Genomic DNA, 14753 nt, shown 5'->3' on the forward strand with positions numbered 1-14753 from the left:
GCGATGCCCGAGCCTGCGGTCTCGGCGTCGGCCCTCGTGGAGCGTGAGCCGGTGCTCGGCGGTCGGCATGCGGCACCGGACGATGGTGGGGCGCATCGGGTTTCGGATATGGCCACCGGGCAGGTAGTCGCCTCGGCCAACGGCCGAGCGATCGGTGGCCGCGTTCACCGTGAGGACGGGCAGCCGGTGCCGGATGCGGCGCTGACGCTGATCGACCCACGCGGACACCAGGTTTCGCGAGCGACCGGCGACAGCGGGGGCTCCTACACCATCGAGCCGCCCGCGCCGGGCGCCTACGTCCTGATCGTCTCGGCGAACGGGCATCAACCGGCCGCGGTCAACGTCACCACCGTGGACGGCGCCCAGCGTATCGACCTCACGCTGCAGGGGTCCGGCGAATTGTCCGGTGTGGTGCGCACATCCGTGCGCGAACCGGTGTCCGGAGCCACGGTCACCGTGACCGACCTGCGGGGCGAGGTGGTCGGCGCCGCCGTGTCGGCGGCGGACGGCGAATACGCCTGCCATGGCGTCGTGGCGGGGACCTACACTCTCGTGGCGGTCGCCGCGGGGGCACGGCCCACCGCGACGACGCTGACCGTGCCCGCCAGCGGCCGCTTGCGTTTCGATGTCGAGCTGGCTCCCATGGCGATGCTGTCCGGAACGGTGCGCGCCGACGGCGGCTCGGTGTACGACGCCGAGGTCACGGTGCTCGACCGGTCCGGCGCGGCCGTCGGTACCGCCCGCACCGATATGGACGGCCGCTACGCGGTGGCCGACCTGCCCGAGGGCGAGTACACGGTCGTGGCCCGCGGTTATCCTCCGGTCACCGGGCGGGTGACCGTCACCGCCGGCGAGATCGACCACGACGTGCGGCTGGGCTTCGACGCCGAGGAACACGCGGGGTTGTCGTGAGCCGATTCACCCACGCCTAGGTGAACGGGATCCGTTCTTGCAGACCGTGTTTCAGATGATCGATGACGGCGCGGGTGCGGCGGGGGAGCGCCGCTGACGCCGCGTACACCGCGTAGATGTCGGCACTGGGCGTCGGGATGTCGGGCAGGGCGTTGATCAGGGTGCCGTCGCGCAGCAGCGGCCCGACATGCCACAGCGAACGCATGACGAGCCCGCGTCCCTCCAGGCACCAGCGCGTGATGACGCCGCCGTCGTTGCTGACGAGGTTGCCGGTGACCCGGACGGCGGTGTCGTTTCCCCCGGGTGCGAATCGCCACAGGGAATAGTCGCTGTCGTTCTCCTTCAGCACGAGGCAGTTGTGGCGTTCCAGATCGGTGAGGTCGCCGGGCAGTCCGTGGCGGCGGACGTAATCCGGTGCGGCACAGACGACTCGGCGGTTGCGGCACAGTCGCGTGGTGGTGAGACGGGAATCGTGCAGGGCGCCGACGTGGATGTCGATATCGAATCCGGTGCCCGCGATGTTGAGCGGCATCGCGGACAGTTCGAGATCGATGTGGATTCCGGGGTGCGCGGTGACGAATTCGGCGACCAGCGCGGCGATATGCGCGCGGCCCAGGCCGATGGTGGAGCGCACGTGTACCCGGCCGCGTAGCTCGTCGTGCTGCTCGGAGATCGAGTCCTCGAGTTCCTCCAGTTGGCCGGCGATCACCGCCGCTCCGGTCGCGTAGCGGCGGCCCTCGGGGGTGAGGACGAGCCGCCGGGTGGTGCGCTGGATCAGCGGTACCCCCAGTCGAGCCTCGATCTGGGCCAGCCTCTTACTGACCGCCGAGACCGAGACGCCGAGCTCCCGCGCCGCCTCGGTGAGGCTGCGGCATCGGGCCAGAATGTCGAAGAACAGGATGTCGTCGCTGTGCCCGCCTCGCACCGGACCTCCTCGTTGTTTCCGAATCGGAAAAACTCTCTTGCGCGTTCTGCGCTATCGCCGCCTGGATATCGCAGCCTACCGTTGTGATCCATCGCACAAACGAAATTCCATCCGAGCGAAGGAGATTCACCACGATGGGCGCAACGTATCGGATCGCGGTCGTTCCCGGCGACGGAATAGGTAAGGAGGTCGTTCCGGAGGGGCTGCGCGCGCTGCGGGCCGCGGCCGCCGAATTCGATTTCGCGCTCGAATTCGAGCAGTTCGACTACGCGTGCGCGGATCACTATGTCGCTACCGGAAAGATGCTGCCGGACGGCTGGTTCGAGGAACTGGGGCGATTCGACGCGATCTTCTTCGGTGCCGTCGGATGGCCCGATGTGGTGCCGGACCACATCTCGCTGTGGGGGAGCCTGCTGCAATTCCGGCGGCACTTCGATCAGTATGTGAGCCTGCGGCCGGTGCGGCTGCTACCCGGTATCACCGGCCCGCTGGCGGGGCGGGTGCCGGGGGATATCGACTTCTACGTCGTGCGCGAGAATACGGAGGGCGAGTATTCCAGCATAGGCGGCCGGATTTTCGAGGGCACCGAGCGGGAGACGGTCGTTCAGGAGACGGTCATGACCCGCACGGGTGTCGACCGAATCCTGAAGTACGCCTTCGAACTTGCGCGCCGCAGGCCGAAGCGGCATCTGACATCGGCGACCAAGAGCAATGGCATCTCCATATCGATGCCCTACTGGGACGAACGGGTGGTCGCCGTGGCGGCCGAGTTCCCCGAGGTGCGAACCGACAAATTCCATATCGATATCCTCACAGCGAATTTCGTCCTGCACCCCGACTGGTTCGACGTGGTGGTGGCGAGCAATCTGTTCGGGGACATACTGTCCGACCTGGGACCGGCGTGCGCCGGGACCATCGGCATCGCGCCGAGCGGAAATATCAACCCGGAGAAGCGTTTTCCGAGCCTGTTCGAGCCGGTGCACGGCTCCGCACCCGATATCGCCGGGCAGGGCATCGCGAACCCCATCGGCCAGATCTGGAGTGGCGCCATGATGCTCGACCATTTCGGCGAGCACGATGCCGCCGCGGCCGTACTCGACGCGGTGGAATCCGTTCTGGTGGACGGCATTACGGCGCTGACGCCCGATCTGGGCGGCGTGGGCACCACCGCATCGCTTGGCAAGGCCGTATCCGCCCAGCTCGGGAACGCGGCGAGTTGACATGAGCCTGAAGGACAAGACCGGGCAGACCCTGCGACGCGGTGTACCGCGGCTGGACGGGGTGCCGCTGATCGTGCCGGTCGGGCTGACCGCCGCCGTGCTGGCCGCGGGCTACTTCGACGCGGTGCCGGAGAACATGATCGGCGGGCTGGCGGTGATCGTGGGCCTCGGTTCGCTGCTGGGGCCGCTCGGCAACCGGCTGCCGATCGTCTCGAAAATCGGTGGCGGAGCGCTCATCTGCCTGATGGGGCCGTCGATCCTGGTGTATCTCGGCGCCTTCGAGCAGAACACCCTCGAGGCCGTCACGGTACTGATGAAGCAAGCGAACTTCCTGTACTTCGTGATCAGCACCCTGGTGGTCGGCAGCATCCTGGGAATGAGCCGAAGGCTGATGATCGGCGGGCTGATTCGGATATTCCCACCGCTGATCGCCGGTACCGTGGTCGCCGTGGCCGCGGGGCTCGGCACGGCGATGGCATTCGGATACGAGTTCCACCGGGCGCTGTTCTACATCGTGGTGCCGATCATCGGTGGCGGGATCGGCGAGGGTGTCATTCCGCTGTCCTCGGCGTATGCCTCGGCCCTCGGTGGCGAGCCGGGAAGCTATCTGGCCGAACTGATTCCGGCCGCGATCATCGGCAATATCGTCGCCATCGTCACCGCGGGCATGCTCCGCAGGCTCGGCGAGCGCCGTCCGAATCTGGACGGCGGCGGGCAACTGGTCAGGTCGCCGGATCCGGCGCTGGCGAGCGCGCCCGCCGAAACACCCACGCGGGAGCCGAATTACGCATTCGGCGTGCTGACCATCACCGGGCTGTTCGTGCTGGCGACGCTGCTCGAGCGGGTCGTGCACCTGCCCGCCCCGATCCTGGTGATCATTCTCTCGGTGCTGTGCAAGCTGTTCGACGTCTTCCCGGCCGCGGTGGAGACCGACGCGCGGGCCGTCTACGCGATCATCTCGCGGTACTTCATCTATCCGACGATGGTCGGTCTCGGCATGCTGTACCTGCCGCTGGCCAATGTCCTCGGGGTGCTGTCCCCGGGCTATGTGCTCGCCTGTGCGGCCGTGGTCCTGGCCATGGCGGTGACCGGGTTCGTGGTCGGGCGGTTCATTGCCATGTACCCGATCGACGCCGCGCTGGTCACCGTGTGCCACAGCGGCCTCGGCGGGACCGGTGACGTGGCGATCCTGTCCGCGTCGAATCGCATGAACCTCATGCCGTTCGCCCAGATCTCCACCCGGATCGGCGGAGTGTCCACGGTGATCTCGGCGGCGTGGCTGATCCGCCTCGTCCACTGAGCCGGGCGGCCGATCAGCTCACCAGCGTGAGGAACTCCTCGAGGCTGATCCGCTTGTCGCCGTCCAGATCGGTCCGTGCCAGAATCGCGAGCGCGGACTCCTTGGCCGACTCGGACGAGAACCCGTATGCCTCAACAGCTTTCGCGTACTCCTCGAGGGTGATGTAGCCGTCTCCGCTGACATCGACCTTCTGGAATACCGCCTTCGCCTCCGCCACGGTAAACGCACCCACGACCTACTCCTTCACTCTGCTACGACCGAACCGGCCACAGGAGTATCCCACCCCTGCCGTACCGGAACTCGCCGGGCCGTGAGCCGCGTCCGGTGCGGGTGTTTGCCCGGGCCCTCCACGGGTAGCCGAACAGCGCCCGCCCGTACTCGAATGACGCGAGAGCTGTTGAGGGACAATGTATCCAGAGATCGAATCCGATATCGTCGGCCTGTTGACCACGCGGCACGCCCGAATCAAGCAACTGCTGGACCGGATTCGGTGCGGCGAGGGCGACAGGCGCGCCCAGTTCGACGATCTGGTGCGCGCCTTCGCCGCCCACGAGTTCTCCGAACATCAGGTGGCGCATCCGGCCGCGCGCGGTCACGGCGTCCCCGCCGATGTGGTGGACCAGCTGATGCTGCAGGAGAACGGGCTCGAGCGCGATCTCGCGATGCTGTACGAGCGCGGCGTCGACGATCCGCGATTCGACCTGGACTTCGGTGATTTCGCGAGCGCGGCCCTGCTGCACTGCGCGCAGGAGGAACAGCAGGAGTACCCGGGGTTCCTGGCGCTCCCCGCCGAGACCCGGACGGAGCTGGGGCGATCGGTGCTGGAGGCGGAACGCATGGCGCCCACCCGCCCGCACCCGAGCGCGCGGCGAACGCCACTGGCGCGCGGTCTCGTCGCCCCGGTGCTGGGTCTGACCGACCGCCTCCGCGACGCGGTGCACCGCCGCGCGCGTTGACCCGCCGTCACCGCGGTGCGGCCGCGTCGACTTCCTCAAACACGGGCAGCCGCACATGCAGGCCCGCGGCTTCCACCAGGCGCGCGACCGCCGGTTGGGACCCGGCCAGGCGCAGGTCGATGCAGTGGCGGCGGCACCGATCGGCTTCGTCCGCAAGCACTCCCAGCGCGCGGCAGCTGAGAAATTCCAGCCGGTCGGTGTCGATCACGAGCGGGCCCGGCGGATCGGTCGTGTCGGCGGCCTCGCGCAACATATGCTTCCAGGTCAGCAGCGTGTAGGCGTCGGCCGCGCCACGGGGGCACACGATGGTGGCCCGGCCGCGGCGCCGGGTGGTGGCGTGCAGCCTGGTCCGGGCGTCGGGTGGTTCGTGCGTGAACGGGATCGTGGTACGCGGGCGGGTCAGGAAATGGTCGACAGTAGTGCGCATGGTGCGCTCCCGATTGTCGCGGCGCTCGGTTCCGCCGAGCGACGGGAGTCGATCCCGGCGGGTTTCGAGATCGGCCCGTACAACCTTCGTAACATGGACACGCCGGTTCCGTACAGGGGGTCGCCGGTCAATAGTCGAGGGCGTGTTCCGGTTGGCAGACATGCATGGGGGATGGCAGATACCGGACGATGGCATCCAGGAGCGGGGCGACGTCGTCACGCGTCGGCGTCGCGTCGCACAGGACGGGCACCGCCTCGCCGAGGTGTGTGAGACGGCGGATGCGGTGGTGTAACTGCTCGGGCGGGATCGCTCGCGGTTCGAGATTCGACGCGGCGGGGTCCTCCGTCACCGCGGCCACCAGCTCGCGGTACCGACGCTCGGCGTCCTGCCAGCGGTTTCCGTAGAACTGCTCGGCCATCGGTTCGAGCGCCCACATCGTGAGCAGGTCGATGACATCGCCGAACTCGGGGCCGGTGCCGAGCGGTAGCTGCAGCGTCAGCGGCACCGCGCCCCGCGTATCGGCGATCGCCCGGACACAGCGGTCGAAGTCGGCGGCGGGCTGATCCAGCCCGGTCACCAGGCACATTCGCGCGACCTGGTGGTCGTCGGCCACCCGCAGTGTCGTCGCGAGCGGGGCGCTCGGCACGGCGGCGTTCGCGACCGCGATCACTCCGTCGGCCACGCGGATGCGCCGCTGCAGGTCCGCGAGGGGAGCGTGGGTCGACAACTCCGCAATGCGAATCGTGTGATCGACCCGTCCCGTCGCCCAGCGGACCGTGGTCGCGGCGCCGGAACCGGGCCCGGCGAAGCGAAGCAGCCGGTGTGCGACGCCTGTCGTCTCGTCGGGGTCCCCGATGATCGTGACATTGCGGATCGACTGCGGGTCAATGGTTTCGGTGCCCATCGGCGTTGCGGTACTCCAGGTCGACTCGAGGCGTCGTCGTGGCCTCGATCCGCACCCACCGTACCTCCGCACGCGCATCGCCGGACCGGATTTCCGCCCCAAAATAGAACGTGTTCCTATACGGTCGGGTGCGTGCAGAAAGAACAACGCCCCGCCGTGGCCGGTTGGTTCACCGCGGACGACGGCGCGGTACGTCTCGTGGGGAGCCGCTGCGACGTGTGCGGCACACCGTATTTCCCGCGGAACACGCTGGCCTGCCGCAACCCGCAGTGTGCGAGCGCGAAGGACGGCTCCGAGCTGGCCGAGTACCTGTTCTCGACGCGCGGCCGGATCTGGTCGTACGCGGATGCCCGGTACAAGCCGCCCCCGCCCTACGTCTCGCCCGATCCGTTCGAGCCGTATGTCGTTGCGGCGGTGGAACTCGAGGTCGAGCAGATGGTGATTCTCGGGCAGGTGGTGCGCGGCCTCACGGTCGACGACCTGGCCGTCGGCATGCCGGTCGAGCTGACCCTCGGCGTGCTCTACGAGGACGAGGAAGCGGAGCACACGGTGTGGATGTGGAGGCCCGTCGATGCCTGACGCGAACGAACGTGACATCGCGGTCCTCGGTGCGGGTATGCACCAGTGGGGCAAGTGGGGCCGCAATTTCGTCGAGTACGGGCTGGTCGCGGCGCGTGCGGCGCTGGCAGATGCCGGGGTGGACCACCGCGACGTCGGGTACATCGCCGGAGCGGACACGATCCGCAACGGATACCCCGGTTTCGTCTCGGGCGCGACGTTCGCCCAGGCGCTGGGCTGGTCGGGGGCGCGGATCTCGAGCAGCTACGCCGCCTGCGCCTCGGGTGCGCAGGCCATCGCCAACGCCCGCGCCCAGATCCTGGCCGGGCTGACCGACGTGGCGCTGGTGGTCGGCGCGGATGCCACCCCGAAGGGTTTCTTCCAGCCGGTCGGCGGTGAACGCCGCGACGATCCGGACTGGTTGCGCTTCCATCTGCTCGGCGCCACCAACCCGATCTATTTCGCGCTGTACGCCCGCCGCCGGATGGCGCTGCACGGTGCGACGCTGGACGATTTCGCCGCGGTCAAGGTGAAGAACGCCAAGCACGGGCTGAACAATCCGTATGCCCGCTACCGCAAGGAGGTCTCGGCGGAGGAGGTCGCGGCGTCGGCGATCGTGTCGGATCCGTTGCGGCTGTTGGACATCTGCGCCACCAGCGACGGCGGTGCGGCTCTGGTGCTGACGTCGACGGAGTACGCGAAACGCCGCGGCATCGCCGATCCGGTGCGCATCCGGGCGCTGTCGACGGTTACGCCGACATTCCCGAAGACCGTGCTCGACCTCCCCGATTTCGCGACGGATTCCGCCGTGGCGGTGGAGGCGCCACCGCGCGTATTCCGTTCCGCCATCGCGCATGCCGCGTACGAGGAGGCCGGAATCGGGCCCGCCGACCTTTCCTTCGCGGAGGTCTACGACCTGTCCACCGCACTGGAGCTGGACTGGTACGAAGATATCGGGCTCTGTGAGACGGGCGGTGCGGAGGAGCTGTTGCGCAGCGGCGCAACGACATTGGGTGGACGCGTGCCGGTGAATCCGAGTGGCGGGCTGGCTTGTTTCGGTGAGGCGATTCCCGCGCAGGCGATCGCGCAGATCTGCGAACTCACGTGGCAGTTGCGCGGTCAGGCCGACGGCCGTCAGGTCGACGGCGCCCGTGCGGGTATCGCGGTGAACCAGGGTCTGTTCGGTCACGGCTCGGCGGTGATCGCCACCCGCTGACCGGGACCCGGTATCTGCATTGTTGCAGACGGTACCTGCGGACTTCGTCATTGCCCGTCCCTGTCCGGGCATCTAACCTCACCGATCAGGCATGTGTGACGCGTCACATAGCGTCGCGGCGATGCATGAGGGATGAGGAACAACTACATGACGTCCATGATCGAAGAAGGCAGCTCCGAGAAGGGCCTGGCGCGGGTTGCGCAGTCGCTCGCGCGGTGGACCGAGAAGTGGTTTCCGGACGCCTATGTCGTGGCGCTGGCGGGTGTCGTGCTGGTGGCGGTCGCGGCGCTGGCCAACGGGTCGTCGCCGCGCACGGTCGTGACCGTGTTCGGCGACGGCTTCTGGGATCTGACCGCCTTCACGCTGCAGATGGCGATGGTGGTGCTCACCGGATACGTCATCGCGACCTCGCCGCCCGTCGCGCGGCTCATCGACCGGCTGGCGACCGTGCCGCGCAGCGCGAGCAGTGCGGTGAGTTTCGTTGCGTTCCTGTCGATGTCGATCTCGTTCCTGAACTGGGGGCTCAGTCTGGTGTTCGGCGGCCTGCTGGCCCGCGCGATCGCCCGGCGCACCGATCTGCGCGTGGACTACCGGGCGCTGGGTGCGGCGGCGTTCATGGGGCTGGGTGCGGTGTGGGCGCTGGGGATTTCGTCCTCGGCCGCGCAGCTGCAGGCCACCGCCTCGTCGCTGCCCGCGGCGCTGCTGAAGATCACCGGCGTGCTCGATTTCGGGACCACGATCTTCACGTGGCAGTCGCTGCTCATGTGCGCGATCATCATGGCTTTGACGGTTGTGATCGCGCACTTCTCGGCGCCCAAGGATGCTGCGGTCAAGACCGCCCAGGACCTGGACGTCGATCTGGACGACCAGCCGGCGGAGGCGGCGCCGCGGTCCCGGCCGGGGGAGTGGCTCGAGTACAGCCGGATCCTGCCGATCCTGGCCGGGTTGATGACGTTGGGCTGGTTGATATCTCAGCTCGCGGCCAAGCCCGTGCTCACCGTGGCCAGCAATCTGAACGGCTATCTGCTCGTCTTCCTGATGCTGGGTCTGGTGCTGCACGGCACCCCGCGCAAGTTCCTGCAGGCGGTCTCCCTCGCGGTGCCCGCCACGGCCGGGATCCTCGTCCAGTTCCCGCTGTACGCCGCCATGGCCGCGATTCTGACGAAGGCGAAAGGTGTTGGCGGGCATACCGTCTCCGAACATCTGGCGGAGTTCTTCACCAGCATCGGCGGAGGCGGGGCGTTCGCCGTCGTGATCGCCCTCTACACCGTCGTGCTGGGTGTCTTCGTCCCCTCCGGCGGTGGCAAATGGCTGGTGGAGGCCCCCTACGTCATGCAGGCGTCCACCGACGTCCAGATGAATCTCGGCTGGACGGTCCAGATCTACAACGTGGCCGAGGCGCTGCCGAACCTCATCAACCCGTTCTTCATGCTCCCGCTGCTCGCGGTGCTGCGGCTGCGGGCCCGCGACCTGGTCGGATTCACGTTCCTGCAGTTCCTGTTCCACCTGCCGGTGGTCCTGCTGCTGGTCTGGTTGCTCGGCATGACCTTCGACTACGTGCCCCCGATCCTGCCCGCCGCCCCGTGACATCGGATGATCAGTGTGCGGTGAGGCCGCCGTCGACGACGAGTTCCGCGCCTGTCACATAGGAGGATTCGGCGCTGGCGAGGAACAGCATGGCGTACGCGACTTCGCCCGCGAGACCCGCGCGGCGCATGGGCGTGCGCACGATATCCGGCTGTCGATCGCCCTGTTCGTCGAGGATCTCCCGGATCATCGGTGTCGCTATGACCCCCGGGTGCACGGAATTGACCCGTACGCCCCTGGTGGCGTACTCGACGGCCGCGGTCTTGGTCAGCAGCCGTACCGCTCCCTTGGACGCTTGATACGCGGCGGCCGCGCCACTGCCGATGATGCCCAGGACCGACGAGGTATTGACGATCGAGGCGGAACCCGACCGGCGCAGCAGCGGCATGGCCGTTTTCATGCCGAGCCACGTACCGGTCTGGTTGACCGCGATCACGCGATCCCACTGTTCCCGCTCGGCGTCCTCGATCCCGCCCCAGTCCACCACTCCCGCGATATTGATCAGAATGTCGAGACCCCCGAATCTCCGCTGCGTCGATTCGACGACTCGCGCCCACTGGTCGGCCGCGGAAACATCCAGCTCCGCGCCCATGATCTCGGCGCCGTCGGCCCGCAGTCGCGCCGCGAGCACGTCGACTGCGCCGCCGTCGATGTCGGCGACGACCAGCCGCGCGCCCTCGCGGGCGAAGAGTTCGGCGGTGGCGAGCCCGATACCGCCGGTCGCGCCGGTGATCAGCGCGACCTTGCCGGTGAGCCGTCCGTTGATTTGCGCTCCCGCGCCGACACGTGTGTTCACTGCGCGGTCCATCCGCCGTCGACGGCGACCAGCGCGCCGGTGATGAAGCTCGCGGCGTCGCAGCACAGGAAGGCGACGGCCTCGGCGACCTCTTCGGGGCGCCCGATGCGGCCGATCGGGTGGGCGGTGCCGAAGGAGGCGAGCATCTCGCGGCCGTTGTCGACCACGCCCTCCATGATGTCGGTGTCGATCACGCCGGGAAGCACGGCGTTGGAACGGATCCCGTGTGGACCACCCTCGACCGCGAGCACGCGGCTGATCTGCGCCAGTGCGCCTTTCGACGCGGCGTAGGCGGTTTGGGTCGGGAAGGCGACGACGGACGAGACCGATGCGACCGAGACGATTACCCCACCCCCCTGGGATTGCATCACGCGAAACGCCTCGCGGGCCTGCAGGAAATTGCCGCGCGCGTTGATCCGCGCGATCTCGTCGAATTCCTCGGCGCCGGTGTCGGTGATCGGCTTGTTCAGGGTGCGTCCGGCGTTGTTCACGAGAATGTCGAGGCGGCCGAAGCGATCGATGGCCGATTGCATTGTAGTGCTTGCCATTTCCTCGTCGGCGACGTCGCCGACGAGTGCGGCGATGTGGTCCGGATCGTCGGCCGCGAGCTCCTCCACGGAATTCCGGCGATCGGTGACGACCAGCCGGGCGCCGCGCGCACGCAGCAGGACGGCGGTCGCGCGGCCGATGCCGCGCGCGGCCCCGGTGACGACGGCGACGCGACCGGTCAGGTCCCAGGACTCGGGGACGGTTGTGTTCGAAGTGGTCACGATGCTCCTTTCGATGATCATCAGCGTTGCCGGGCCGGGCGGACGACGATCTCGTTCACGTCGACGTCGGCGGGCTGGTCGATGGCGTAGGTGACGGCCGCGGCTATGGCGTCCGGGGCGATGGCGTGGGCTCGGTAGGTGCGCATTGCCTGGGCCGCACCGGGTTCGGTGATGGAGTCGGCGAGTTCGGAGGTGACCACGCCGGGGGAGATGGTGGTGACCCGGATCGAGGGGTGGCACTCCTGCCGCAGTCCTTCGGTGATCGCCCAGGCGGCGTACTTGGTGCCGCAGTACACCGCGCCGGTCGGAACCACCTGGTGGGCGCCGACGCTGGCGATCGTGACGAAGTGACCGGATTGCTGCCGGGTGAAATACGGTAGGGCCGAGGCGATTCCGTGCAGCAGGCCGCGAATGTTCACGTCTATCATCCGGTTCCATTCGTCGATCAGCAGCGAATCCAGCCGGGACAGCGGCATGACCCCGGCGTTGTTCACGAGGACGTCGACGCGTCCGGTCCGGTCGTGCGCGGCCTCGACGAACGCGGTCATGTCGGCCGGGTCGGTGACGTCGAGCCGGATCGGGTGCAGGTTGCCGGGGGTGCGTTCGGCGAGGGCGTGCAGCCGGTCGGTGCGCCGCGCGCCCGCGACGACGTGATGTCCCGCTCCGGCCAGGCGAGCGGCGACGGCCTCGCCGATTCCGCTGCTGGCTCCGGTCACGAGCACCGTCTTCGGTGTGTTGTCCATGCCGACCACGATGTCCGGGACAACGCCGGGGCGGGAGGCCGCCGTTCTCGTGGGAGTAACGCACCCAGGATGTCGCGCCGGCGGCGGCCTACCATGCCGGTATGGCACCTTCCGAACTCGGCGAATACCTGCGGGCCCGCCGTGCGCGGCTCCGGCCGGACGAGGTCGGCCTGCCGGATACCGGGCGCCGCCGGGTTCCGGGGCTGCGACGCGAGGAGGTGGCCCTGCTGGTCGGGGTCAGCGTCGACTACTACGTGCGGCTGGAACAGGGGCGCGAACGTGGGCCCTCGGCTCAGGTGGTCGATGCCCTGGCTACCGCGCTGCGCCTGGACGAGGACGGTCGGCAGCACCTTTTCCGGCTGGCCGGGCTCGCCCCGCGGGCGCGTGCGGCCGCCGTGCGCGAACACGTCGACCCGAGCCTGCTGCAGCTCATGGACGCCTGGCCCGACAACCCCGCCATCGTCTACAACCGCGCCTACGACGTGCTCGCCTCCAATGCGATCGCCGACGCGCTGTTCCACGACTGGACCCACTCGCGCAACCTCATGCACGTCGTATTCGGTGACCCGGCGGCGCGCACCTTCTACGTCGACTGGCACGAAGTCGCTCGCAATTCCGTGGCGGGCTTCCGGATCGGGTACGGCGAGTCCCCCGAAGACCCCCGGATCCGCCAGGTGCTCTCCGAACTACTCGACCGCAGCCCCGCCTTCGCCGACCTCTGGACCAATCACGACGCGCGCGGAAAAACCTTGGAACGCAAGCGGTTCGACCATCGTGCCGTGGGCCGACTGACCCTGACCATGCAGACGCTCGACGTCCGCTCCCGCCCCGGTCAGGCACTCGTCGTCTACCACGCCGAACCCGGCTCGAGCAGCGCGGAAGCCCTCGCCCTGCTCGGCTCCCTGGCCGCTACCGCACGCGAAAACCCCTGAGCGAAACCTATTTTCGGAAACCACAGGCCGAGCTGGTCATACTGGGCGCCACTCAGCCCTCGATCAGCGACAGTTGGGAGCCGATCTCCGTGGCGGCCGCGCATACCCTTTCGGCGGTCAGGCCGGTGTCCTCGACCGGCAGCCGGGCCGACAGTGCCGCGATGCTGACCGCGGCGCGGACGGCGCCGGCGGAATCGCGGATGGGCGCGGCGACGCCGACCACATTCTCGTCGAGTTCCGAACGGGAGACCGCGAATCCGTCCTTGCGGATCTCCGCGAGGCGTTTCTTCAAGCGCTTCGGATCGACCAGCGTCTTCGGGGTGAACCGCCGCAGCGGCGCTTCGGCGAGCACCGCATCGATCTCCTCCGACGACGCCCAGGCGAGCAGCACCTCCGCCGCCGCGCCCGCATTGATGGGCAGCACCTGGCCGCGGTCGTAGGACAGCCGCACCGGCTGACTCGCCTCGACCCGCTCCAGGCACACCACGACGTGCCCGGACCGGCGGGTGAGCAGCACCGTCTCCCCGGTCTGCGCGGCGAGGTCGCGCATCACCGGCAGCGAGATCTCCGACAGCCCGATCCCGGCGCGGGCCAGCCGGGCGAGGTGAAAGATGCGCGGCCCCAACCGGAACCCGCCCGGCGCATCCTCCATGAACCCGCTGCTGACCAGCGTCTGCAGATAGCGGTACGCCGTAGACCGGGCGACCCCGAGGTGCTGCGAGATCTCCGCCCCGCTGAGCACCAGCCTGTCCTCGGAGAACAATTGCAGGATGTCGAGCGCCCGGTCGGCGGTGGAGTTCCGCTCCCGATACCCCGCCGAATTCTGGGCTTTCTGTCCTGTCACACAGGACAGTCTAGGACCGCCCTTCCTTGAATCTGGCCTCCATCTCCGCAGCAAGCCGCGGCTGCTCAGCCTCCACTTTCTGGACATAGGCGACCGCATCGCCTAACCCACGACTGGGTATGTGCCGTACTGATCGATTCGACCGGTGCATCGGTGTCTGCGTCAGTGCGGGCGGAGGTGGGTGAGCGGCAGGCCGTGTTCGGTGTGGAGGTGGGTGGCTACGAGGGAGCGGTGGCAGGCCTGCGGGTCGCGTTCGACGCAGAAGAGGGCGGTGGCCGAGTCGGTCGGGAGGTTGGCGGCGAGAGCGCGAAGGTTGAAGGGGGAGAGGATCTCTCGGGTGTAGCGGTCCGTGTACTCGGGTGCGAGCGCGATGCGGTTGCGCTTGCCGACGCCCTGGCGATCGTCCTCGCGGTACTGCAGTTGGCGCAGTTCCGTGGTCGGGGCGAGTTCCTTCACGTGCAGGTAGCCGATGTCCGCCGCGGCGAGTGTGCGCTGGAGCCGCGCCGAGTTCGCCCAGGAGTAGTCGGGGCCCCGGACGCCGCGGCGCTGACGGAGATCGAGCAGCAGCCCCACGCCCTCGCCGGTGAGCTTCTCGACGAACGCGTCGGCCGTGAAGCCGTACACGCCGATCGTCGCGATGCGCCTCGTCACGGCACCTCCACA

General features: G+C 68.4%; 17 protein-coding genes. 8 read left to right on the top strand and 9 right to left on the bottom strand.

Features of this window, described 5'->3' with window-relative positions; translation table 11 throughout:
* Nucleotides 1–108: 108 nt before the first annotated feature.
* The gene (locus NM1_RS44730) at nt 109–912 is read left to right on the top strand and encodes an MSCRAMM family protein (RefSeq protein WP_246011619.1); all 804 of its coding nucleotides are present in this window, start codon (nt 109–111) and stop codon (nt 910–912) included.
* Nucleotides 913–928: 16 nt separating this feature from the next.
* On the opposite strand, the gene NM1_RS33515 is transcribed toward NM1_RS44730, so the two are convergent.
* The gene (locus tag NM1_RS33515) at nt 929–1837 is read right to left on the bottom strand and encodes a LysR family transcriptional regulator (protein WP_068029471.1); all 909 of its coding nucleotides are present in this window, start codon (nt 1835–1837) and stop codon (nt 929–931) included.
* 134 nt (nt 1838–1971) lie between these two features.
* Between NM1_RS33515 and NM1_RS33520 the strand changes: the two genes are divergently transcribed.
* Both NM1_RS33520 and NM1_RS33525 read left to right on the top strand, forming a co-directional pair.
* Nucleotides 1972–3057 (top strand): tartrate dehydrogenase, encoded by a 1086-nt coding sequence (locus tag NM1_RS33520; RefSeq protein WP_068029473.1) that lies wholly within the window; start codon nt 1972–1974, stop codon nt 3055–3057.
* Nucleotide 3058: 1 nt separating this feature from the next.
* Nucleotides 3059–4357, top strand: coding sequence for a 2-hydroxycarboxylate transporter family protein (locus tag NM1_RS33525; protein WP_068029477.1), 1299 nt, complete (start codon nt 3059–3061; stop codon nt 4355–4357).
* Nucleotides 4358–4370: 13 nt separating this feature from the next.
* Here NM1_RS33525 and NM1_RS33530 read toward each other — a convergent pair whose 3' ends face one another.
* On the bottom strand, nt 4371–4589 hold the full coding sequence (locus tag NM1_RS33530; RefSeq protein ID WP_068029480.1) for an EF-hand domain-containing protein: 219 nt from the start codon (nt 4587–4589) through the stop codon (nt 4371–4373).
* Between the two features lie 175 nt (nt 4590–4764).
* On the opposite strand from NM1_RS33530, the gene NM1_RS33535 reads away from it, so the two are divergent.
* Complete coding sequence (locus NM1_RS33535) at nt 4765–5313, top strand: hemerythrin domain-containing protein (RefSeq protein WP_068029484.1); 549 nt, start codon at nt 4765–4767, stop codon at nt 5311–5313.
* Between the two features lie 7 nt (nt 5314–5320).
* Here NM1_RS33535 and NM1_RS33540 read toward each other — a convergent pair whose 3' ends face one another.
* Both NM1_RS33540 and NM1_RS33545 read right to left on the bottom strand, forming a co-directional pair.
* Nucleotides 5321–5740, bottom strand: a complete 420-nt coding sequence (locus NM1_RS33540) for an anti-sigma factor antagonist (protein ID WP_068029487.1) — start codon at nt 5738–5740, stop codon at nt 5321–5323.
* A gap of 127 nt (nt 5741–5867) precedes the next feature.
* The gene (locus NM1_RS33545; RefSeq protein ID WP_068029490.1) at nt 5868–6644 is read right to left on the bottom strand and encodes a hypothetical protein; all 777 of its coding nucleotides are present in this window, start codon (nt 6642–6644) and stop codon (nt 5868–5870) included.
* Nucleotides 6645–6776: 132 nt separating this feature from the next.
* On the opposite strand from NM1_RS33545, the gene NM1_RS33550 reads away from it, so the two are divergent.
* The 3 genes from NM1_RS33550 to NM1_RS33560 all read left to right on the top strand — a co-directional run bounded on the left by NM1_RS33550 (nt 6777) and on the right by NM1_RS33560 (nt 10005).
* On the top strand, nt 6777–7223 hold the full coding sequence (locus NM1_RS33550; RefSeq protein WP_425454318.1) for a Zn-ribbon domain-containing OB-fold protein: 447 nt from the start codon (nt 6777–6779) through the stop codon (nt 7221–7223).
* Entirely contained in the window at nt 7216–8418 is a 1203-nt protein-coding gene (locus tag NM1_RS33555; RefSeq protein ID WP_068029496.1) for a lipid-transfer protein, read from the top strand. The genes NM1_RS33550 and NM1_RS33555 overlap by 8 nt, the downstream gene beginning before the upstream one ends.
* A gap of 147 nt (nt 8419–8565) precedes the next feature.
* The gene (locus NM1_RS33560) at nt 8566–10005 is read left to right on the top strand and encodes a short-chain fatty acid transporter (RefSeq protein WP_068029516.1); all 1440 of its coding nucleotides are present in this window, start codon (nt 8566–8568) and stop codon (nt 10003–10005) included.
* A 10-nt stretch (nt 10006–10015) separates the two neighbouring features.
* On the opposite strand, the gene NM1_RS33565 is transcribed toward NM1_RS33560, so the two are convergent.
* Genes NM1_RS33565 through NM1_RS33575 form a run of 3 tightly spaced genes read right to left on the bottom strand, consistent with a single transcriptional unit; the run spans nt 10016 to nt 12314 of the window.
* On the bottom strand, nt 10016–10801 hold the full coding sequence (locus NM1_RS33565; RefSeq protein ID WP_246011614.1) for an SDR family NAD(P)-dependent oxidoreductase: 786 nt from the start codon (nt 10799–10801) through the stop codon (nt 10016–10018).
* The gene (locus NM1_RS33570) at nt 10798–11571 is read right to left on the bottom strand and encodes an SDR family NAD(P)-dependent oxidoreductase (protein ID WP_246011613.1); all 774 of its coding nucleotides are present in this window, start codon (nt 11569–11571) and stop codon (nt 10798–10800) included. Before NM1_RS33570 ends, NM1_RS33565 begins: the two co-directional genes overlap by 4 nt.
* Before the next feature lie 20 nt (nt 11572–11591).
* On the bottom strand, nt 11592–12314 hold the full coding sequence (locus tag NM1_RS33575) for an SDR family oxidoreductase (protein ID WP_068029504.1): 723 nt from the start codon (nt 12312–12314) through the stop codon (nt 11592–11594).
* Nucleotides 12315–12415: 101 nt separating this feature from the next.
* On the opposite strand from NM1_RS33575, the gene NM1_RS33580 reads away from it, so the two are divergent.
* On the top strand, nt 12416–13246 hold the full coding sequence (locus NM1_RS33580; RefSeq protein ID WP_068029507.1) for a helix-turn-helix transcriptional regulator: 831 nt from the start codon (nt 12416–12418) through the stop codon (nt 13244–13246).
* 52 nt (nt 13247–13298) lie between these two features.
* Here NM1_RS33580 and NM1_RS33585 read toward each other — a convergent pair whose 3' ends face one another.
* Both NM1_RS33585 and NM1_RS33590 read right to left on the bottom strand, forming a co-directional pair.
* Nucleotides 13299–14090 carry an IclR family transcriptional regulator gene (locus tag NM1_RS33585; protein WP_068029510.1) on the bottom strand — a complete coding sequence of 264 codons (792 nt, stop codon included), beginning with the start codon at nt 14088–14090 and terminating at the stop codon, nt 13299–13301.
* A gap of 162 nt (nt 14091–14252) precedes the next feature.
* On the bottom strand, nt 14253–14741 hold the full coding sequence (locus tag NM1_RS33590; RefSeq protein WP_068029513.1) for a DUF488 domain-containing protein: 489 nt from the start codon (nt 14739–14741) through the stop codon (nt 14253–14255).
* Nucleotides 14742–14753: the final 12 nt, after the last annotated feature.

The sequence above is a fragment of the Nocardia mexicana NBRC 108244 genome, assembly GCF_001613165.1.
Taxonomy (GTDB): Bacteria; Actinomycetota; Actinomycetes; order Mycobacteriales; family Mycobacteriaceae; genus Nocardia; species Nocardia mexicana.

Coding starts and splice junctions, on each gene's coding strand:
- NM1_RS33555 (WP_068029496.1), top strand. CDS start 7,216: ATGCCTGACGCGAACGAACGTGACATCGCGGTCCTCGGTGCGGGTATG.
- NM1_RS44730 (WP_246011619.1), top strand. CDS start 109: ATGGCCACCGGGCAGGTAGTCGCCTCGGCCAACGGCCGAGCGATCGGT.
- NM1_RS33520 (WP_068029473.1), top strand. CDS start 1,972: ATGGGCGCAACGTATCGGATCGCGGTCGTTCCCGGCGACGGAATAGGT.
- NM1_RS33560 (WP_068029516.1), top strand. CDS start 8,566: ATGACGTCCATGATCGAAGAAGGCAGCTCCGAGAAGGGCCTGGCGCGG.
- NM1_RS33580 (WP_068029507.1), top strand. CDS start 12,416: ATGGCACCTTCCGAACTCGGCGAATACCTGCGGGCCCGCCGTGCGCGG.
- NM1_RS33575 (WP_068029504.1), bottom strand. CDS start 12,314: ATGGACAACACACCGAAGACGGTGCTCGTGACCGGAGCCAGCAGCGGA.
- NM1_RS33525 (WP_068029477.1), top strand. CDS start 3,059: ATGAGCCTGAAGGACAAGACCGGGCAGACCCTGCGACGCGGTGTACCG.
- NM1_RS33540 (WP_068029487.1), bottom strand. CDS start 5,740: ATGCGCACTACTGTCGACCATTTCCTGACCCGCCCGCGTACCACGATC.
- NM1_RS33545 (WP_068029490.1), bottom strand. CDS start 6,644: ATGGGCACCGAAACCATTGACCCGCAGTCGATCCGCAATGTCACGATC.
- NM1_RS33535 (WP_068029484.1), top strand. CDS start 4,765: ATGTATCCAGAGATCGAATCCGATATCGTCGGCCTGTTGACCACGCGG.